Genomic DNA, 20,487 nt, shown 5'->3' with positions numbered 1-20,487 from the left:
TCAACGATTTACCCGTGCTTTTCTAAAGACTAAACTTTTATCAAACTCACGTTATACTATGATAACTACCATCCAGATCTCGATAAGCGAACTTTTCTACTATCCAGACCACTATGTTGCGAGAGATAAAGGCGGCGAAAGCAAGCCATAAGACTCCCGCGACACAGCCCAGTAGAACCCTCATTGACAGAATTCCGAGAAACTGAAAGGTGGCTTTGAATTTCTGCATGAACATAGTTTCTACCTTTCTATCATTTTTGGCAAAATCGTGCATAACATCAGTATAGATCTTAATCTCTTCACGGTTTATAGCAACGATACGAGAAATGCGGTCGAGTCAACTCAACCTACTCCTAAACTTACATTTTTATTATCAAGAAACTCACGTTATAGTTACATTAAGTCGATTCCGACGACCGATCACAATCTAAAATGGAACATCATCCAAGTTTTGCTTCAAGACCTGAAGCCCGAGATCAGTGATTCGGTAGTAGCCTGTTCTGGTTCGTTCTATCAAGTCTTTGTTTCTCAGGTAAAGCTCCACCCTTCCGCTTCGACTTAACTGCTCCCTCTGATTTTTGGTAAGGGAAAAATGCTCGGTAAGCACATTTATGATCTCGATTCGGGGATATTCTCTTCCATCGCTAAGAAATTCAAGCGCAGGTTGCTCCATTTCTTTACCTGTCGGTAGAACCGTTTTTCCATAGAAGAGACGCGGAGGTTGCGTTGAAGATTCTTCGTTTTGTGATGAATTGAGTAGGCTATTCAACTCCGTTACTTCATTCTCTATCCATGCCTGAAAATCTTCTGGAGAAACCGTCACTTTCCACTCTCCGTCTATCTTCTCAACACTCCATCCGGCATTCCGCATTTCCTGTTTACCTTCGCGTCCTTGTGATTGCCAATAGTGCCAGAAATTTTGGGTGATATCATCTCCCGCAACACGGTACTCGTCTAAATGCTTTACAAAGGTGGTCCCCTGAAAAGTGACAGAATTAGGTGTAGCAGGATTTAACGGCAGGTACTCCTCGTCTTCGAGTAGCGAATCGGAGGTATTGAGTTCTTGGATTCTCGGTAGAAAGACTTCATTGAACTTTTTGTGGAATTTTTCAAGTTTTGAGATAACCCATTCGTGCTGGTTTTGCCAGTCTGATTCATCTGTCGGATCAATGATATCCTTACGTAAGGATATCCGGCTATCCGTACGCTGAGGTAATTCTTCCCATTCAAGAGATTCACAAAACTCCTGCTCAATTTCTGTCCGCTGTTTCTCGAGGATGTAAAAATTTTGTTTTGACATATAAAGCCGGATGGTAATTTCCCTATTGTCCGTGCCCAACCACACCTTCATGTAAAAGCCAGTAAGATCTATCAAACTTCTGCTAACGTTTAAGTAATTTTCCGAACCCGGTTTATTAAATCTAACTGAAGTGTCCTTTTGAGCTGCATAGTCGCACAATTGTTTCCAAATTTTCCTTCGCCACTCCTTAATTGGAGTAGTTTCATATTGCTCCTCTAACTCCGTCTTATCCGTCAAGGTTTTGACGTGTTCGTCACCCTCCAATTCAATAACTTTTAGACGATTCTCTGTTTCCGAGAGACGTTCTTTCAATTCAGTGTTCTCCGCTTTCAGTTCGTTCAACCGAGTTTGCGCGCTCTCCAGTTGTTTTTCTATCTCAATTTTCTCTTTTTCCACTGTGTCTAAGAGTTCTGCATACTCTGCTTTCTCTACTTCTAGCCGTTGCCACTCAGCCTTGTGGGACTCCTTATATTCAGCCTTTTCTGTTTCCACCACTGCCAGTCGATCTGACATTTCCGCGAGGCGTTCCTTGAGATCAGTATTCTCTGCTTCTGCTGGGTGTCCTTCAGGTTCATCAGAAAAAAGCCGATTTCGGATTTCTTCAACTGCAGTCTTTGCTTTTGCCTTACTAATTTCACCAAGTGCCTCGGCGACGAGAGAAAGATGCATTCGAGTAGATTCGGGGTCTACATCCCCTATCCCTGGATGTGCCCAAAAATTTCGACCATCTTTTATTCGCCCTGTTGCACTGCGAACATCATAGTGACGGTCAAACTTTTGGCGAAAACAATCATCCCAGTATTCTCTGATAAGATGTGGAATATTATTAATCTCTATTTCAACTTCAAAGTCATTGCGCGGTTCACAATCCAAGGCCATCATGATTAACTCTTTTGGTGTTGTGCCCGGAACACTCTCTAAACATTTATGAATGAATTCACGCATCGCATCAAGGTATATTCTGTGTGCTTTACGGAGTGCCTCCTCATTAGGATAGTCCTTCATATTAACGTTTGTAAACCTCCATGTAAATAAATTTACGGCTTGTGCTAATTAACTCTCTGTAGATTTAGATTTCACAGTATTAATCTTTTGCCACTTGTAATTTGACAGCTTCGGTTCATACTGCCCCATTTTTAAACCAAAGTCTCTATATGAAAACAAAGAGGCAATGGAATCAAGGTTCAATTTACAACGAAAACCCAACAACTGTGAAATTTAACAAAACACATGGTCAATTAGCACAACGCGTTAAATTTCCAAGAGTGTATCATATTTTACGCTCACTGTCAACAATGGATTATCCTAATATTATTCCACGGCAAACACCTCAATCTCACCAGTTCCGATCCACCGCGCAAGCACACTTTTGCCCGGAATTACTATACCTTCATATTCAAACGGGTTCGTCCCGAAGTTCGCGAACAGCTCAACAGTATCCCCAAACTCCGTGCGTTGGACCTGCTTGTTATCGCTCAACCACTCAAACTCGGTCATCGTCTGTCCGCCGATCTGCCGATGTAGCGGTGAAAAGAACGCATAGTGCCGCTGTATCCAGGCTTTATGTTTTGTAAACTCCGCCATATTCAGGTGATATAACGGCGGGACGTTGTAGAGCACCTCTAACAGTGCTAACGTCTCGATTGCATTCTCAAATTTGAGGCTTCCAGAGTGCCAATGATTTGTTGTCACCACTGAATCGTGGAACACGATTTGATAGAGCGGTAACCGGAAACGTGGATCATAATAAAGACGCAGATAGTTCGGTTTCAGAGGCACCTGTTTTATGTGGATCGCTGGACCTTCGGGGGGCCAGTACCCGCCGATGTAGTGAGGCGAAGTTTTTTCTTTCATATCTGGATCGCCCCACCCGATGACAGGGGTCGTCATTCCGTGGGCGAAATGGAGGGTCGCCGCAGCATAGGCGGCACCGCCTTCTGAACCGACAACCATATTGTGCGTGTCCCGAATCCATGCGATACGGGCAAGTCGTGCATTCATATCATCCAACTGCGTCGCGGGATGGGATGGCGAATAGTCGTCAAAGAGTTCACCGTAAGCGTCGCAGTCGATAAACCACGTATTGAAGTCCGTTGGCATCTGTGCGACGATGCCATTGACGCGATCTTCGACATAAGGTTGTGCCACGAGCGGACTTAAGTGATACCCCTTCTTTTTAAACCCCCGATTCTTCGTGCCATCTGCGTTGACAATCGCACCCGTCTCATAAAGCGGCAGGTCAAACTGTGCAGTCTCCCATGTATCCTTTTCATTCGGATGATGGATACTATGATAAGAATCGTAGGGTCCAATCAAATAGCCGAGTGCTCTCGCCTTCGCGACGGCAGTCGGGTGTCGAAATCCGTCCTGCCATGAATCCACACCGAGCCAGAGTCTATCCAATCCACTCTCAGCAAACCGCTCCAAGAGTTTCACAGAAGGGCCGTCTCCCCAGAGGTAGATGTGCGCCGCACCGAGCAACTTTTCCGCCGCTGGAACCTGTTCGATCTTTTCAGCAAACGAAACAAACGCACCGTTCTCGATCAGCCACTGCCGATACTGCTTCGCCGGCTCGACCGGTGATCCCGCACCGAGTGAAAGACGCACCCCATACCTTTTCCGTTCCCAATTCGGCGTGAAGGCGTGTGATACCCGCATACCTAAGTCAGACGTTTCCGTCTCACTGAAATGGATTTGATTGTTGAACGGATTTGTCAGAATATAGGTAAGTGTTCTCTCACCGAGGTCCAAGCCCCAAAACGGCATAGAGAGACCCGCTGTTGTGTTTATCGGTCCCCGATCGCACAAGAAGTCTCGCCAGGGGCGGTCATCTTTCGGGACGTAACTCCCCTCAAAAAAGGGAAAAATATAGCCGTGGATGGATTCGGTATTTTCAATAACGGGCCACGTGAAATTTCGCGTGTCGTTTGCGGGATCGTCTTGAATGAATTCAATCGTTAGCGAATCCTTTAGCGATGCAACGTAAACGGTAAGGGCACGTTCCGGCAGTCTCCAACTGATACCTTCACCTTCATGAGAAAAATCCGTCACGGGACCCAATCCTATCTGACCCGATGAAACCCGAACTGTTATGTCCGTCCCCACAGGATAGACATTCACGGCAAGCGACTGTGGAAAGATTTCAACGTCCCAAACGGCGTTGCTGAAACGAACGCTTTCAAGTGTGTCACTCATACCGATAAAAGTCAGCAGAAACATCCCTATAGATAACGAAATGCGAAATAGTATCTTGGACAACGGTATCTATCCTTGTTCAAATTAGCTTGACAATTCTTCCCACAACGCCCGATAAAAATTCATCACGCGGATGGGATCGGAACTTCCAGCAATCTCCGCCAAAGTGTAACCCGAATATCCGGATTCTCTCAACAATGTAAAGAGTTCCCGCCACGGATACTCGCGCCGATGGAGTTCCGTGATATGCACCAAGCCGATTCTACCTCTTGCATAGTTGAAGTTATTCAGTATAGAGCCGTCTTCCACCTCTCCAAAATTAGAATTCCAGCAGACGTAGACGTTATCGTGGTCAGCGACATCAATAATCGTGCGGATATGGGGAAGTTCAGAAGTGCCACCCCCGTGGACTTCTAACCGAATCTCAACACCGAGGTCCGCTGCAAATTCGCCACACTCGCGCAATGCCAACCCGATCTGTTCCAACGTCTTTTCGACGGGAACTTCGTTGGGAAGCCCATTCGGACGCACCTTTACGCCGGGTGCTCCGACATCCGCTGCGAGTTGAGAATACGCCTTCGTTCCTGCTATATTCCGGCGAACCACTGCTTGATCGGTGGCATGATAGTCATACGCCGATCCCAAACCGGCAATCTCGATTGGAGAGTCAGCGAACTGTTGTTTTACCGCCGCCCGTTCACTTGCGGACAGGTCGATCTCAACGCCGTGGGCATGCGTCGTCCGCAATTCCACGCCTGAGAACCCCGTTTCTACGCAATTTTCGATGATTGTTGGGACATCCCAATCTTTTGCCATATTATATGTAACTAAACCAAGTTTCATAAGGTCTCCTTATTCAAAAAGTTGTGCCACTCGACACGAAAACCCTTCAACAACATCCTCGCCGCTGAGGGTGTCGTTGATTGTAAATGTTTTGATGTCTGTTTGGGAACGGTACACGGTTACCGTCTTTCCCACAGGTTCAATGATCCAAACGAGGTGAGTTCCAGCATTGAGATAAGCGAGTGCTTTTTCGACAACACGATATTGAATATCTGACGGTGAGATGACTTCAACCGCTAAGTCCGGTGCCACAGGGGATACTTGGCGTCTGTTCTCAGGTAACCTCGCTGTTGAAACGAATGCAATATCGGGTTTAACCAATCGGTCCTCTAATTTAAAGTCTGTATCCGCTGGATACAAATGTCCCAACTTATTTTCACGAATGTGAACACCTAAAAGTAAGCTAAGACTCATGCTTATTTCACCGTGTTCCATTGTCGGTGGTGCCATCGGTATTAATTTTCCCTCCGCGTATTCATATCCCTCTAAATCGCTCTCAAGGAAATCTTCCAACGTCATATCGGTTTCTAACGGTGTGAGGGATATTGCCGCTTGTTCATGACCGTTTTTCGGAATGTCCATCAGAATTCCTCCGTTTTTGATGTCTGCCGTTTTCAATTGTATTATACCGAATTTTTTGCTACAATGTTCCTTAAATCAATAACTATTGGAGAACACTACTATGGCTTATGCACTTGAAGACGAATTCGGTGACATCATCGGGAAAGCCCGACGCGGGCAAGACTTGTCTCACAGCCAAATCGCTGCTGCGGCAGGTATCACAGAGACAGAACTTTCTCGTATGGAACAGTATACCTTAAAACCGACAGAAACGCAAGTTCTTCGGCTCGCCGAAGTCCTAAATTTAGATGGCACCAAACTCCTTGATATTGCGACAGAAGAGTGGGCACCCGAACCCCCGCAACAGATAAGCACTTCCCCCCTTGAGGTTATCACAATCAGCGCGCCGGTGGGCGGTTGGCCCGTCAATGCGTATCTCCTGATCTGCCAAGCGACCCATGCCGCTGCGATTGTTGACACCGCTGCACATCCTGACCTGATCTTGGAACAGTTAGAGGCGCGTCCTGTGAAGCCTACAGCGATTCTTTTGACACACGCCCACAGCGACCATACCGACGGGTTACCAAAGATCCAGACCGCTACTGGATGCGAAACTTACATCCATACGGATGAACCGAAACCGCGGAGCGAAACGAGATTACGCGAGGTCGCACACGGAGATACCCTCACCGTCGGTGAACTCACAGTAACCGTCGTCAATACACCCGGACATACCCCCGGCGGATGTAGTTTCATCGCAGAGAACGTAGCGTTCGTTGGCGATGCCATTTTCGCTGGCTCAGTCGGAGGACCTAACATCTCCCTTCAGGATGAAATCGACAGCGTTCGAGACAATCTGTTGTCCCTTCCAGATGGGGTTAGGCTCTTTCCGGGACACGGTCCCTCTACCACCGTCGGTGAAGAAAAAGCACACAACCCATTTTTCTAATTTTTTAACTATTGAATATGAGCTGCTGCGGACGTTGTCCTTGCAGATACTGAATCGTTAAGAAACCATTGATAATCCAAAGAGGATTTCTTAACGATTTTAGATCGCGGTTGACAACGGAAATCCTCGCTCAGACAGAATCGTTAAAAAATACGGAAGGTTTTAACCTTGTTCTCGTATCTCCTTCAACGCTTTCTTTCGATCGGCTTATCCCTTTTGGCGGTATCGCTCCTCGTGTTTTTGATGGTGCATCTCATACCCGGCGATGCCGCCGTTGCTATTCTGGGGGAACGCGCAACTGAAAAGGCACTCATTGAACTCCGAGCAGAGATGGGACTGGATAAACCTTTGTATCACCAATACGCTAAATTCTTATGGGACGTCGCACACCTCGACTTCGGACGCTCTTTTAAAACGAAGCAACCCGTTATTGAAGAAATCAAACGCTATTTCCCAGCAACGGCTGAACTGACCCTCGCAGCAATGGCATTTTCGATCCTGTTCGGTATTGCAGCAGGTATCATCGCCGCGGTCTCTCGCGGAACATTTTTGGACTATTTTTCCATGTCAATATCCCTCGCGGGTATCTCTATGCCGATCTTCTGGTTGGGATTGATGCTCATCCTGCTTTTTTCATATTTCCTGCCGATACTGCCGAGCACAGGACGCCTGGATGTTGTATTGGATTTAGATATCCAGTCGCGCACAGGTTTTTATCTTATTGACACCCTGCTTGCTGGAAACTTCACCGCCTTTCGGAACGCCGTCGCGCACCTGATCCTCCCCGCGATAACGTTAGGCACGATTCCGTTAGCAATTATCGCACGCATGACCCGATCCAGCCTCCTTGAAGTGCTAAACCAGCCTTACATTACAACCGCTTATGCGAAAGGCTTGCCGCGGTGGAAGGTTATTGGTAAACATGCAATGAAAAACAGTATGGTGCCCGTTCTGACAATTATTGGCTTAGAATTCGGCTATTTGTTAGGCGGCGCGATCTTAACCGAGCACATCTTCTCCTGGCCCGGACTCGGTTCATGGCTGCGGGCCGCTGTTGAAGCGCGTGACGTTCGGGCGGTGCAAGGGGGTGTGCTTTTCGTCGCATCCGTCTTTATGCTCGTTAATCTTATCGTGGATATGCTGTATGCCTACTTTGACCCACGCATTCGAGTCGGAAACGAAGCCATATGAACAACGCAACACCCGTCACCAGTCAACAATACGTCCTTCGGAAACTCTTAAGACACCGTTCTGCCACCATCGGGGCATCTATTATCCTGTTCTTCGTTATCGTTGCTATCTTCGCACCGTTAATCGCAACACACGATCCGAGGCATGCTAACATCGTTGAGCGTCTCAAAGGGGGTCGGATACACACTACCTCGGCACGGACGGGGTTGGGCGTGACATCTTCAGCAGAATTGTTTACGGAACGCGTATATCTCTGAAGGTCGGACTCATCGCCATGTCATTTTCCATAGGATTTGGAACCTTCTTCGGGGCAATCGCGGGGTATTACGGTGGAAAACTCGACAATCTAATTATGCGTGTAATGGATATGATGCTTGCAATGCCGAGTATCCTTTTGGCGATGGTCATTGTCACTATTTTGGGACAGAGTCTTACGAATGCAATTATCGCGGTTTCTATCGTCTATATCCCGCAATATGCCCGCATTTTGCGGGCCGCTGTCCTGAAAGTCCGGGAGTTAGATTATGTCGTCGCTGCGAGGGGCATCGGCGCGAGTAATGGGCGCATCCTTCTCACGACTGTTCTCCCAAACTGCATCGCGCCGTTGATCGTCCAAGCGACTTTAGGCATCGGTGCTGCGATTTTAGATGCCGCAGGACTGAGTTTCCTCGGGCTGGGTGCTGAGATTGGCGAGCCTGAATGGGGCGCGATGCTCAATGAAAACCGCAAGTTTATCCGCCGCGCCCCTTTGGCTGTTACGGCGCCAGGCATCGCTATTTTCCTGATTGTCTTGGGTTTCAATGTGCTCGGGGACGCGCTCCGAGATGCCCTTGACCCGCAAATAGATTGAGGTTAAAAGATGCTGGTATGAGCGGACAAACAACAAAATATAAAATTTTTTGACACGCCCTCCTTTTTGTAGTATAATTCAATACAAATTTAACTCAGCGAGGTTTAGTTTTTTATGGAGTCTGCTTTAAAAGATTTGTTTTTGAGAATGAGTCTCAATATCATAAAATTGGGTTCAATGTGGAATACCCACCGATTCCGTTCCCGACTCAGCCCGGGAAACCTACAAATCGCGTCTTATACGTTTCTGCCCCTTGTAAGTGTCCTCCTTTACTTCTGTGCCGGTTCCGCTGAAGCCGCAACACGCGAGTATTGGGTCGCCGCTGAGAAGGTCGAATGGAACTATGCCCCCAGTGGGCAGAATCTCATCAAACCGGCGATGGGGTTGGATGTTTGGGGGAAAGCCCTCATATACGAAAAATACCGCTACATCCAATACACCGATGATACCTACACGATGCAGGTTGAACAACCTTTGTGGATGGGTATTCTTGGACCGCAACTGCACGCTGTTGAAGGCGATAGCGTCCGGGTGCATTTTCTCAATCGCGCCGATAAACCTCTGAGCATCCACGTCCACGGATTACAATACGACGAGGCGAACGAAGGGGCGGATATGAAAGGGTCGGGTGCCGCCGTGCCACCAGGCGGAAAGTTCACTTATCACTGGGAAGCCGATAGTGATGCCGCTCCCGGTCCGAACGATCCCTCGTCTATCGTTTGGCTTTACCACTCGCATGTTGATGCGGTTACCGAAGTCTACGACGGTTTGATTGGAACCGTTGTTGTCACAAAAAAAGGGATGGAACGCTCGGAGAACGATCCACGTCCCAAAGATATCGACAAAGCGTTCACGACGCTGTTTCTGGTCTTCAATGAAAATGAGCGCACTATCGTCAAAAGTGGACAAAGTGCGGAATATGATTCTCCCGAGGAAGCCGAAGAGGGGAATCTCAAACATGCTATTAACGGCTATATCTTCGGCAATCTACAAGGGTTGGAAATTGAACAGCACGATAAGGTGCGTTGGTATCTTATTGGGTTAGGCACTGAGGTGGATATGCACACCGCGCACTGGCACGGTCAGACAGTGCTAAACGCTGGAAAACGCACGGACGTGGTGGATCTACTTCCCGGCTCTATGGTTACGGTAGATATGACAGCGAAAACTCCCGGCAACTGGCTCTATCATTGCCATGTCGCTGATCACATTACGGCGGGGATGAACACGCGTTGGCGAGTGGTCCCGAAACCTCAAGAAAACACACATTAAGCATCTATTTAAAAACTTTGAACCTTTCGCAATTAAATCTGACTAAATTTATGCCAGATTTGATTCGGATAACAGTCTATGAATTGTATAAGGAGACATCATGTTTAACAACCGATCCGGTTTATTCAGTTCCTGTTCACTTATTTTGCTCTTATTCACCCTCATCGGGATGGTTCACGCTGAAACACTGACTATCTATTCCGGACGAAGTAAGAGCCTTGTTGAGCCGATTATTAAGCAATTTGAAGAGAAAAGTGGTATCCAAGTGGAAGTGAGTTACGGGGGGACGACCCAACTCGCCGCCGCGCTTCTCACAGAAGGCGACAAAAGCCCTGCCGCCCTCTTTTGGGCACAGGACGCTGGTGCCCTTGGTGCCGTTAGCAAAAAAGCGATGTTTGAAAAATTGCCCGAATCCATCCTTACACAAGTGCCTTCAGGCTTCCGTGATGTCGAAGGGTTTTGGGTGGCAACAAGCGGTAGAGCGCGTGTACTCGCATATTCCCCAGAACGCGTTAAGATGGAAGAACTCCCCGAAAGCATCTTCGATTTAACAAAACCGATGTGGAAAGGTAGAGTCGGTTGGGCACCAACAAATGCGTCTTTTCAGGCGTTTGTCACTTCCCTGCGTGTGCAGGTAGGTGAAGAAAAAACAGCGGAATGGCTCAAAGGCATGAAAGCAAATGGTGTGAAAAAATATGCGAAGAACACACCCATCATAGAGGCACTCGCTGCTGGAGAAATAGATGTCGGCTTGCCGAATCACTACTACCTCCTTCGCTTCAAAAGCAAAGACTCCGGTTTTCCTGTAGAACAAACCTTCTTTAAATCGAGTGACCCAGGCAACCTTGTCAATATTGCTGGTATCGGATTACTGAAAAGCAGCAAAAATAAAGAGGCCGCACTGAAATTTGTGGAATTTCTGCTGTCTTCTAAAGCACAGCAGTACTTCACCAGCGATGTTTTTGAATATCCCGCCATCAAGGGCGTAATACCGCACGCAAGTCTACTGCCCCTTTCTGAACTGCTTCAATTGGCACCGACCTTCAATCTCAATCATATGGACGATCTCGACGGCACGGTTAACCTGTTGAGAGATGTTGAGATTCTATAGACACAGCAACCCGTCGGCAGTTGAGGTAACCGGAATTGAATGTCAAAGCCAAAAACAGTAAACATAAATCCCTATCTCCTCATACCGGCAATTGTCGTAGGTGCCGGCGGGTTGATCCCACTGATTTACCTGCTCGTCAAAGCGTTTTCTGCGGAAGGCACTGCGCTTGTGCAGATTGTCTTCCGCTGGCGAAACGCGCGGCTTTTCTTTAACACACTCCTGCTGACAGCCGGTGTTCTCGCATTAGATGTGCTTTTGGCAACCCCCGCTGCATGGTTAACAACCAGAGTGAATCTGAAGGGGAAACGTTTCTTTACGGTGCTGTGCGCTTTACCACTCGCTATTCCAGGCTATGTCATGGCTTATGCCCTGTTGGCACTCGGCGGGAACACGGGTATCATCGCCCAATTTTTCGGCAAAAGCATCCCGCGTCTCGGCGGTTATTGGGGTGCCCTCCTCGCACTCAGCGCGTACACGAGTCCTTATCTCTTTTTGAATCTGCGGACCGCCCTGTTAGGTCTCGATCCAAGTCTTGAGGAATCCGCTCGGAGTCTCGGCTACCGATATCGCGAAACTTTTTTTCATATTATCCTTCCGCAGTTACGGCCCGCCCTTTATGCCAGTGGTTTACTCATTAGCCTACATGTCCTCGGGGACTTCGGGGTCGTGTCATTGATGCGTTATGAGACCTTCAGTTATGCACTTTACATAGAGTATACGCTCTCTTTTGAGCACATCTATGCAGCATGGCTTGCGCTCATGCTCCTTGTATTTACGGGATGTCTGCTCTATCTTGAGTCAAAGTTGCTAAATCGGGTGGTTCTCCATCGAGCAGGGAGTGGGGTTTCACGGCAACTCCTGCAGATTCCACTCGGCAGGTGGCGAGTCTCCGCTTACCTGTATCTCGGTATGCTTTCATTCGCGACTGTAGTTGTTCCCGCGGGTGCCGTCTTCCTCTGGATGTTTAGAGGGTTCGATCCTATTGTGCTGGAAGGGCTTGTGGATGCGTTGATCGGTTCATTGTCGATCGCAATACCTGCCGGAATTCTGTGTGCGTTTTTGGCGGTTCCATTCGCCTATGTAGGTGTGCGACATCCATCGCGTCTGTCAAACATGTTAGGGCGTGTCGCCTATATCGTTTACGCCATACCGCCACTCGCCTTTGCCCTGTCCCTCATCTTTTTCGTCTTAAATACGATGACCCTTATCTATAAAACGTTACCTGTATTGATCTACGCCTGTACCCTACATTTCCTCGCGGAAGCCATCGGACCCGTGCGGAGTTCGCTTTATCAAGCCTCACCCAATTTGGAAGAAGCCGCTCGCTCGCTTGGCTATTCACGGATACAAGCGTTTTTCAGGGCACTTCTCCCAATTCTCATGCGTGGCATGCTGACTGCCACGGCACTCGTTTTTTTGGCGACAATGAAAGAATTACCGCTGACCTTTCTTTTATCACCCGCTGGATATGAAACACTCGCGCTCAACGTCTGGAGTTACACATCAGAGGCGATGTTTGCCGAAGCCGCACCTTACGCGCTTGCGATTCTCGCGCTTTCAGGAATATTCGTTGGTGTCCTGATTCGTCATGAGGGACACGCACGAGAATAGGCGCAAACATTACAAAGACAATAGGAGAAACAAATTATGACACACCTCAAAAACTCAATCTATAACACTTTCGCATTTGCCTTACTTCCGTTCGTGATGTTCGGTTGCCTTTCAATGGCAGCACAGAACACAGTGCGCGTTGATGCGGGGATGACGGAGACATTTGAAATGTCCGAGAGCGGCACAGGGGCAATTCAGAAGTGGATACTTCCCGAAAGACGGTCTATCAGTCGCATTGAGATTCACTTTGATCCGATTGACCCGCTGAAGAATATGACCGTCTATGCTCGGATGGGTGAAGATAATTGGCGAGTCGTCAAGGCAGTCAAAACCCCGATCCGAACATCACCCTATATCCTTAGGGCACCGCTCTCCACAGATGCTATCCGCATCGTGTTATCATCATCAATAGGGATGGTTGATCGAATAGTCCTTTACGGCGCAGAATCAAGTCCATCAACCGAATAGGGGGTGTTCAAAAATTTCCGAACGTCCAAATGGGTGGAACCACAGTAAATTGCTTTAATTCACTTTTTGACACAATTTTTTCAACATTTTCTCCACATGTCTGTCTAATTGTGGTAGACTATCAGGACTTACGCAATTTTGAGTGTAGCGCGTTCTGTTAGATAGCACTTCTCTAAAAAACGCTGTTGGCTTTCTGGAAACCCAAACTAACAGTTTATGCTCCAAAAAAGCAACCCTGCGTAAGTCCTAACCATAACACAATTTTCTAATTGGCAAACCGGAATGCATATATTCTTCGATTTTTTAACGCTCCCACCACTTCTAAACCTCGGTGCTGATGCCCTTAGAGTATTACTCTCATTCGCCCTCGGCATTTTCATCGTTAACATCTATTTCTGGACCCATGCCAAGGTCCCACAAAAATCGTTTACCGATACACTCATCATCCTATGTATGTTGATTTCTGTGGTGATGGTGGTGATTGGTGATAGCATCGCGCGGGCGTTTAGCCTTGTCGGTGCCTTGTCTATCATTCGGTTCCGGACCGCTATCCAAGATCCACGCGACATCGGTTTCGTTTTTTACGCCTTAGCTATCGGGATGGCGGTCGGTGCTGGAAACCCATCTGTCGCGATTTTGGCGACCTTCCTTATCGGTATCATTATCCTCTGTATATACCATTGGCATCAACGCTTTGGGAATGATAACGAGTTCAGTCTCGAATTCTGTCTACCAACAAATCAGGATCCCGAAACTATCTATCGTCCGATTTTCGATAAGTATCTGATTTATGAACGGCTACTCGAACAACGCGTTAAAAAAACACAGCTGATTGAATTGACATTTCGGGTGAGATTGACGAATCCGCAGGAATGGCTCGCTTTCTTTAACGAACTCTCAGGGATTGAAAATGTCACAGACGTAAAAATGGATAAGGAATGAACAGAGCAAGCAAGGAATCCCGAACTTTTCTATCTGGTCCAAATCTAAAACCAAAAAGGAGCATACCATGAAACACCTTAAATCAATAACACTCATTGCGCTCATAATTATGGGCTGGGCGGTACACACGAACGCTCAAGACAATCAGGAAACTCCAAAACTCTCAGATGAACAGAAGCGGTTTGATCTCAATGGAGATGGCAAACTCAGCACCGAAGAGGACGAGCTCAGACTTCGGGTCACAGGCTTAGAAGCATTCACTGGAAACAAACTCAGCAGCGAAGAAATCAAGCGGATGCAAGACAATCCGCAGCCTGACAGAGGTTTTGGGCGTGGACCCGGCGGCATGCCACCATTTGGGGGAATGCCACCGTTTGGCGGTGGACGCGGACGCGGGGGTCCCCAACCACCAGAAAAACTTGTCAAACAGTTCGATACAGACAAGGACGGAAAATTAACGGGTGCTGAACGGCGAGCCGCGTTGGACGCGCGCGGGGGCGGAAGTTTGTCTCTCATGAGCCAGGAAAGTTTGCAGGAGGGCGTTCAGAACGATGCCCAGACAAGCCTTGATATGGCACCAGAAGGCTCACCGCCACTCTACAACGCACAAACACTTCGCACCCTTTATCTCCGATTCCATCATGAAGACTGGTACGAACAGATGTCCTCGTTTTATCGCACGGATATTGAAGTTCCAGCAGAACTAATTGTTGATGGAAAGGTTTATCCGGAAGTCGGTGTCCATTTTCGCGGAACTTCTTCCTACTTTACGGTCGGATCGGAGAAAAAATCCTTCAACATCGCTGTTGATTACGCTGAAGATGGACAACGCCTCTATGGCTACAAAACGCTGAACCTACTCAACGGACACGTTGATGCCTCTTTTCTGCGTGAAGTCCTCTACAATCAAATCTCGCGTGACTACATCCCCGCGATGAAAACGAACTTCGTGAAATTGGTTATCAACGGTGAAAATTGGGGGGTCTATATCAATCTCCAACAATACAACAAGGACTTTCTTGCTGAATGGTTCGACACAAAAAGGGGGATCCGCTGGAAGGTCGGTCCCGGTAGAGGCGGTGCGTTGACTTATGCCGGAGACGATCCATCGGCATACCAAGAAACGTATCAACTCAAAACCAGCAATGTAGAAAATCCATGGGAAGGTCTGATTGAGCTCACTAAAATGCTTGACGATTCCACATCTGACGCGGAACTTGCGCAGAAACTCCCAGCTGTTCTTAACATTGACCAAGTCCTGTGGCAACTCGCCGTTTCAAACGTCTTCATGGATGACGATGGCTACATCCACAAAGGCGGCGATTATACCCTTTATCAGGATGTCAACAGTAGATTCCACCTCGTACCGCACGATAACAATGAAAGTCTCAGATTCGGTCGATCAGGTCGAGGCGGTCCTGGAGGTGGCGGTCCCGGAGGCTGGTCATGGGGAGACTTGGAAAATGGAATGGTATCTCCCATCGCGCATGAAGACAATGCGGGACGCCCGTTGATTAAACGGCTGCTCTCAAATCCGCAGTGGCGTGCACGGTATCTTGCACACGTCCGAACCGTTAGGGACGAATGGCTCGATTGGGAAGTGTTTGAGCCGATTATCAAGGAATATCAAGCACTCATTGATACAGAGGTGCAGAAAGACGATAAGAAACTGTATGGATATGAGGAATTTGCAACCGGTGTTCCTGCCGACCTTGAGCGGTTTGTGAACCAACGCCGTGAGCATCTGATAAATCATCCTGAACTCAGCCAGCCGGTCCCAGAGATTGTTTCGGTTGAAATCGGATCTGGCACGCCTCCTGTCGCGAATCAGGCTGTCTCCGTTAAAGCGACACTTGACAAATCAATTGCCGTTGATTCGGTTTTGTTGTATTATAGTACTGATCGGTATGTCGTTTTCAATCAAGCGGCAATGGCAAAAGAAGGGGATAGCTATGTCGGACACATCCCCGGTTTTCCAGCAAACACCACAGTTTACTATTATGTAGAAGCGAACGCCGTCAAAACACACGGGACAACTGCCTTTTCACCCGCGCGCGCTGAACAAGGCGCAGCGCAGTATCGAATTGGGGTCCCCGTTGCAAAAGAGACACCGATCGTCATTAACGAACTGATGGCGTCCAACACCAAAACACTTGCCGATCCGCAAGGGCAATACGAAGACTGGCTTGAGTTGCACAACCGCACCAGCGATGGAGTGAATCTCTCCGGGATGTATCTCACAGATAAGATAGACAATCTTAAAAAATGGGCATTTCCTGAGAATACGACGATTCCAGCGCAAGGCTATCTCCTGGTGTGGTTGGATGAAGACGGTAAAGCCGATGAAGGGTTGCACGCCAACTTCAAGTTGTCCCGTAACGGCGAAACTGTAATGCTCGTTGATACCGATACGCGTGGCAATCAAGTCCTTGATACAGTAACGTTTGATAAACAGGAGAAGGATGTTGCCCTCGGCAGATGGCCGAATGGTAGTGGCGCACTCAAACAGGTCCAAACCACACCGGGTAAAGAAAACATGGTTAAATAGAGTAAAACGAACTTTTTGTTTTGTTAGATGTCTAATGGAACTAAAGTTTAGTAATGGAACAAGAAAGCCATTTATTTTATTGCTATTCAAAATTTTGCTTGATTTAAGCGAAAGCTGAGATCTGAAAATCAGCACTTTTGAAGCATTGAATAAAGGCGTGTTCTTTATCCCGGCAGTTTGGAGAAGAAGTATGTCCGTTGCGACCCTGACAACTACTATGGAAACCTATTCGGAGATAAGCAAGACAGAAGAATTGGATCTCGCACAGGAACGTGAGATTGTTTTGCGCTGTCAAAAAGGTGATGCCGATGCAATGGGAACCCTTGTGATTCAATACCAACACTGGGTTTACAATATCGCTTACGGTATGCTCGGTCATCACCAAGACGCTGAAGATGTCGCGCAAGATGCCTTCCTCTCCGCATGGGAAAATATCGGGAAATTTCAATTCCGCTCCCGATTTTCCACATGGCTCTATCGGATTGTAAAAAATAAGTGTCTCAACCACATCGATCAGTATCAACGCCGAAAAACCGATCCAACGGAGATTGATGATTCACAACCGTGGGTCCCTCTTGATACGGTGACACCTGAAGAGGAAACACTACGCACTGAAGAGAAGGAAATCGTTCACGCAGCCCTCGCAAAACTCAGGACCAGTCATAGAGAGATTTTGGTGTTAAGAGAACTGCGTGATCTGCCTTATGAGGAAATATCTGAAATTCTGGGATGCACACTGGGACGCGTTAAATCCCGATTACATGAAGCCCGAAAAGCACTAAAAAAAGAATTGGAGCGAGTCGAGTGGTAACACCTTTTACCACGATCCTCGATTGGAGATATGAACCATCGAAAAATCCAAGAGGAATTATCCGCCTACTTAGATAATGAATTAAGCCCGAGTCGGCATAAGCAAATTGAAGCACATCTGCGTTCCTGCGTCGAGTGTTCCGATATACTGGCAGCGTTTGAAGAGAACCGTCAGAGAGTCGCAAACATCGCGCACCCAGTGCCATCAACACTCAAAGACGGGGTGATGGCAAAAATACATACGCAGTTTCAAGATGAACTCTCTGCCTATTTAGATGGCGAATTGGCGCATGACATGCGCGATCGGATGGAAGCGCACCTCCATTCCTGCAGCGAGTGTTCCAATATGCTCTCGGTGTTCCGCCAAAATCGAGAGCGGATCAAAACAATTCAGCATCCTGCACCGTCATCTATCCAGAGCACAGTGATGGCGAAAATACGCCAACAAGCCGCACAGACACGCAAAGAGGAATCCACTCACACCGGATGGATACCTGATATAAGACGCTGGATACCCGACCTTGGACGCTGGTTTTTCCGTCCTGTTACCGCAGGCGCAACCGGTATTCTGACACTCGTCCTGATTTTGGGTGCCCTCTACTTTTACAATCCGACAGGATCGCAATACGAAGAGACACTTGATTTCTACTTCGGGCTTCACACCGAACAATTGGTAGATAACACTTATGATGCAAACGTCGGTGTCTCCTTTAGCACAACATCTTCGGAAGACGCTTTACCCGCAGAAACAACCGATGACGCTGAACTGTTTCTCAACCTCTATCTGGAGGATGTAGGGAATTAAATTACGCAATAGGAACCAAACAGGTGAATCTATGCGAATCTATACATATTTTATCCTTCGCAAGGGCTTGAAACCTATATACTATCTCTTTTGTATTCCAGTTTTAGCGTTTTTGCTCTGGTCACCTCAACCCCTTTCGGCTGATACCGGGACGCTTGAACGCATTGCAGCAGCCGAGCGTGAAGTCAACTACGTAGGGATTCGTTTAAAGACGTTCATTTCGTCAAGAGGCACTCGCACGTTTGAAGAACTCGTTATCCATAAATCCCCGGATATTTTCTACGGAAAGGAACTGTCTGTGGTGGGTGAGCGAAAGTCGTTCGGCGGTCCCCGCGGCGACGAACGTCGAGACGAAAGGCACAGAGATAATCGGAGAAGTGACCGGAACGAGAATCGCAGAAACGATCGAGATACGGAGCACGAAGGTCACAGATGGCATCAAGTGAGAGGTCTATTTTCCGAAAAAGATGTTGAACTGATTGTCCAAAATTACGACTTGGAAAAATCTGCTGCTACAGAAGATATAGCGAATTATGAAACCGACCTCCTAACGATTACTCCCAAATTCGCTGGCAGACCGACACATCGAATTTTCTTTGCCCGTGAAAACGGAGTTATCCTGCGATTAGAGGCACTCGACGCTGAAGGTGTCCTTCGGGCAATGTCCGTCTATACCCGAATTAGTTTCGATCCTGAAATCATAGAACGGAAATGGAAAGCCTTTCAAAAAGAGATAAGAATCGAACCGCAACGCAGCTATTCAATCTCGCTTGCAGACGGAGAAAATATACTTAAAACAAAACCCATCCAGCCTGAATATCTGCCACCGGGATTCCAGCTCCAGGATATTCACGGTATAAAAGATAAAAAGAATACCATCCATCTGATCTACACTGATGGTTTGTTGGGTTTCTCCATATTTGAGACAACCGACAAACGCGCCCGTCGTGGCAGTGACAGACGCAGAGGATCGGATGTAATTGAACTTGATGGCACGCGTGTCCATAAACACCAACGCGGACCGACGTATGCCTTCAGTTGGTCCAGTTCGGATATTCACTTCTTCCTGTTCGGCGCGATGCCTGCCTCTGAACTGCAGAAAGTCGTAGAATCCATCATTCACAAAACAAAGGAAAAATAAGGAATCAGCTATGCAGATATACCACGCTTTCATGTTAGTCCTCTTTTTTGCCAGTTTATTGTTCATCGGAAACACAAGTGCTGACAGTATCAAAACGCAACTCGAGGCATCACCGCGCCACGGCGAATGGGTGAAAGTAACGACCGCCGATGAACGTGTCGTCAACACATTTGTTGTGTATCCAGAGGTGAAGGAACCCGCGACGGCTATCATTGTCATCCACGAGATTTTTGGACTCACCGATTGGATCCGGCTCGTGGCAGATAGGCTCGCCGCCGATGGATTCGTGGCAATTTGCCCCGACCTGCTTTCCGGTATGGGACCTGACGGTGGTGGCACGGAGAGTTTTGGCTCCGGTGACGATGTCCGACGGACTATCCGTGAACTTTCACCGTCCCAAGTCACATCTGATCTGGATACCATCCAGAAATATGCCCGCGATCTACCGTCAACCAACGAGAAAGTCGCGGTCTCCGGATTCTGCTGGGGAGGCGGACAAACGTTCAGTTATGCCGTCCATTCCGATACAATCGCCGCTGGTTTCGTGTTCTACGGTCGTGCTGCCCCAATAGAAGATGTTCCCAAAATATCGGCACCCGTGTATGGCTTTTATGGAGAAAGTGACAACCGTATCAACGCCACGATCGATGCTACCAAAGCCGCCGCGGATGCCGCAAGCGTCACCTACGACCCCGTCATCTATGAAGGTGTCGGTCACGCCTTCCTGAGGCGCGGTATGGCAGAAGATGCCAACGACGCACAGAAAGCCGCCACCAAAGCCGCATGGGAGCGGTGGGTATCCCTCCTTCGAGGACTCTAAAGATTTTTAATTTTACCTTGCGGTTCGGTCAGGGATATTGAAGAAACAAAAGTTATTCGCGTAGATCCAC

General features: G+C 47.8%; 16 protein-coding genes and 1 pseudogene. 13 read left to right on the top strand and 4 right to left on the bottom strand.

Annotated elements, in window-relative coordinates:
- Positions 1–427: 427 nt before the first annotated feature.
- From F4X88_08055 to F4X88_08040, 4 genes are all read right to left on the bottom strand, one after another.
- Complete coding sequence (locus tag F4X88_08055) at positions 428–2,305, bottom strand: DUF4268 domain-containing protein (GenBank protein MYA56232.1); 1,878 nt, start codon at positions 2,303–2,305, stop codon at positions 428–430.
- A 306-nt stretch (positions 2,306–2,611) separates the two neighbouring features.
- Positions 2,612–4,558, bottom strand: coding sequence for a hypothetical protein (locus F4X88_08050; protein ID MYA56231.1), 1,947 nt, complete (start codon positions 4,556–4,558; stop codon positions 2,612–2,614).
- Positions 4,559–4,579: 21 nt separating this feature from the next.
- Positions 4,580–5,338, bottom strand: coding sequence for a sugar phosphate isomerase/epimerase (locus F4X88_08045; protein MYA56230.1), 759 nt, complete (start codon positions 5,336–5,338; stop codon positions 4,580–4,582).
- Between the two features lie 9 nt (positions 5,339–5,347).
- A complete protein-coding gene (locus F4X88_08040; protein MYA56229.1) occupies positions 5,348–5,857 on the bottom strand; it encodes a Uma2 family endonuclease in 510 nt (169 codons plus the stop codon).
- A 163-nt stretch (positions 5,858–6,020) separates the two neighbouring features.
- Between F4X88_08040 and F4X88_08035 the strand changes: the two genes are divergently transcribed.
- The 13 genes and pseudogenes from F4X88_08035 to F4X88_07975 all read left to right on the top strand — a co-directional run bounded on the left by F4X88_08035 (position 6,021) and on the right by F4X88_07975 (position 20,417).
- Positions 6,021–6,848, top strand: coding sequence for an MBL fold metallo-hydrolase (locus tag F4X88_08035; protein MYA56228.1), 828 nt, complete (start codon positions 6,021–6,023; stop codon positions 6,846–6,848).
- A 168-nt stretch (positions 6,849–7,016) separates the two neighbouring features.
- Positions 7,017–8,039, top strand: a complete 1,023-nt coding sequence (locus F4X88_08030) for an ABC transporter permease (protein ID MYA56227.1) — start codon at positions 7,017–7,019, stop codon at positions 8,037–8,039.
- Positions 8,036–8,889, top strand: a pseudogene (locus tag F4X88_08025) (ABC transporter permease). The gene F4X88_08030 and the pseudogene F4X88_08025 overlap by 4 nt, the downstream one beginning before the upstream one ends.
- A 177-nt stretch (positions 8,890–9,066) precedes the next feature.
- A complete protein-coding gene (locus F4X88_08020; GenBank protein MYA56226.1) occupies positions 9,067–10,161 on the top strand; it encodes a multicopper oxidase domain-containing protein in 1,095 nt (364 codons plus the stop codon).
- 100 nt (positions 10,162–10,261) lie between these two features.
- Positions 10,262–11,272, top strand: a complete 1,011-nt coding sequence (locus tag F4X88_08015) for an iron ABC transporter substrate-binding protein (protein MYA56225.1) — start codon at positions 10,262–10,264, stop codon at positions 11,270–11,272.
- A gap of 39 nt (positions 11,273–11,311) precedes the next feature.
- Positions 11,312–12,883, top strand: coding sequence for an iron ABC transporter permease (locus F4X88_08010; GenBank protein MYA56224.1), 1,572 nt, complete (start codon positions 11,312–11,314; stop codon positions 12,881–12,883).
- 36 nt (positions 12,884–12,919) lie between these two features.
- A complete protein-coding gene (locus F4X88_08005; GenBank protein ID MYA56223.1) occupies positions 12,920–13,351 on the top strand; it encodes a hypothetical protein in 432 nt (143 codons plus the stop codon).
- A gap of 282 nt (positions 13,352–13,633) precedes the next feature.
- A complete protein-coding gene (locus F4X88_08000; GenBank protein ID MYA56222.1) occupies positions 13,634–14,293 on the top strand; it encodes a DUF4956 domain-containing protein in 660 nt (219 codons plus the stop codon).
- Positions 14,294–14,360: 67 nt separating this feature from the next.
- Positions 14,361–16,841, top strand: a complete 2,481-nt coding sequence (locus F4X88_07995) for a hypothetical protein (GenBank protein MYA56221.1) — start codon at positions 14,361–14,363, stop codon at positions 16,839–16,841.
- Positions 16,842–17,031: 190 nt separating this feature from the next.
- Positions 17,032–17,652, top strand: a complete 621-nt coding sequence (locus tag F4X88_07990) for a sigma-70 family RNA polymerase sigma factor (protein ID MYA56220.1) — start codon at positions 17,032–17,034, stop codon at positions 17,650–17,652.
- A 30-nt stretch (positions 17,653–17,682) separates the two neighbouring features.
- On the top strand, positions 17,683–18,456 hold the full coding sequence (locus F4X88_07985; GenBank protein MYA56219.1) for a hypothetical protein: 774 nt from the start codon (positions 17,683–17,685) through the stop codon (positions 18,454–18,456).
- Positions 18,457–18,487: 31 nt separating this feature from the next.
- Positions 18,488–19,597 (top strand): hypothetical protein, encoded by a 1,110-nt coding sequence (locus F4X88_07980; protein MYA56218.1) that lies wholly within the window; start codon positions 18,488–18,490, stop codon positions 19,595–19,597.
- A 10-nt stretch (positions 19,598–19,607) separates the two neighbouring features.
- Complete coding sequence (locus F4X88_07975; protein MYA56217.1) at positions 19,608–20,417, top strand: dienelactone hydrolase family protein; 810 nt, start codon at positions 19,608–19,610, stop codon at positions 20,415–20,417.
- The last annotated feature ends 70 nt before the right edge of the window (positions 20,418–20,487 follow it).

It is taken from the genome of Candidatus Poribacteria bacterium (genome assembly GCA_009839745.1).
In the GTDB taxonomy this organism is placed as follows: domain Bacteria; phylum Poribacteria; class WGA-4E; order WGA-4E; family WGA-3G; genus WGA-3G.
This window is presented reverse-complemented; position numbering and strand designations above follow the sequence as displayed.

What these genes read in the sequence shown, in the direction of transcription:
- F4X88_08020 (MYA56226.1), top strand. Translation starts at nt 9,067, where the DNA reads ATGTGGAATACCCACCGATTCCGTTCCCGACTCAGCCCGGGAAACCTA.
- F4X88_07995 (MYA56221.1), top strand. Translation starts at nt 14,361, where the DNA reads ATGAAACACCTTAAATCAATAACACTCATTGCGCTCATAATTATGGGC.
- F4X88_07985 (MYA56219.1), top strand. Translation starts at nt 17,683, where the DNA reads ATGAACCATCGAAAAATCCAAGAGGAATTATCCGCCTACTTAGATAAT.
- F4X88_08035 (MYA56228.1), top strand. Translation starts at nt 6,021, where the DNA reads ATGGCTTATGCACTTGAAGACGAATTCGGTGACATCATCGGGAAAGCC.
- F4X88_08005 (MYA56223.1), top strand. Translation starts at nt 12,920, where the DNA reads ATGACACACCTCAAAAACTCAATCTATAACACTTTCGCATTTGCCTTA.
- F4X88_08015 (MYA56225.1), top strand. Translation starts at nt 10,262, where the DNA reads ATGTTTAACAACCGATCCGGTTTATTCAGTTCCTGTTCACTTATTTTG.
- F4X88_07980 (MYA56218.1), top strand. Translation starts at nt 18,488, where the DNA reads ATGCGAATCTATACATATTTTATCCTTCGCAAGGGCTTGAAACCTATA.
- F4X88_07990 (MYA56220.1), top strand. Translation starts at nt 17,032, where the DNA reads ATGTCCGTTGCGACCCTGACAACTACTATGGAAACCTATTCGGAGATA.
- F4X88_07975 (MYA56217.1), top strand. Translation starts at nt 19,608, where the DNA reads ATGCAGATATACCACGCTTTCATGTTAGTCCTCTTTTTTGCCAGTTTA.
- F4X88_08055 (MYA56232.1), bottom strand. Translation starts at nt 2,305, where the DNA reads ATGAAGGACTATCCTAATGAGGAGGCACTCCGTAAAGCACACAGAATA.
- F4X88_08040 (MYA56229.1), bottom strand. Translation starts at nt 5,857, where the DNA reads ATGACGTTGGAAGATTTCCTTGAGAGCGATTTAGAGGGATATGAATAC.
- F4X88_08010 (MYA56224.1), top strand. Translation starts at nt 11,312, where the DNA reads ATGTCAAAGCCAAAAACAGTAAACATAAATCCCTATCTCCTCATACCG.
- F4X88_08045 (MYA56230.1), bottom strand. Translation starts at nt 5,338, where the DNA reads ATGAAACTTGGTTTAGTTACATATAATATGGCAAAAGATTGGGATGTC.
- F4X88_08000 (MYA56222.1), top strand. Translation starts at nt 13,634, where the DNA reads ATGCATATATTCTTCGATTTTTTAACGCTCCCACCACTTCTAAACCTC.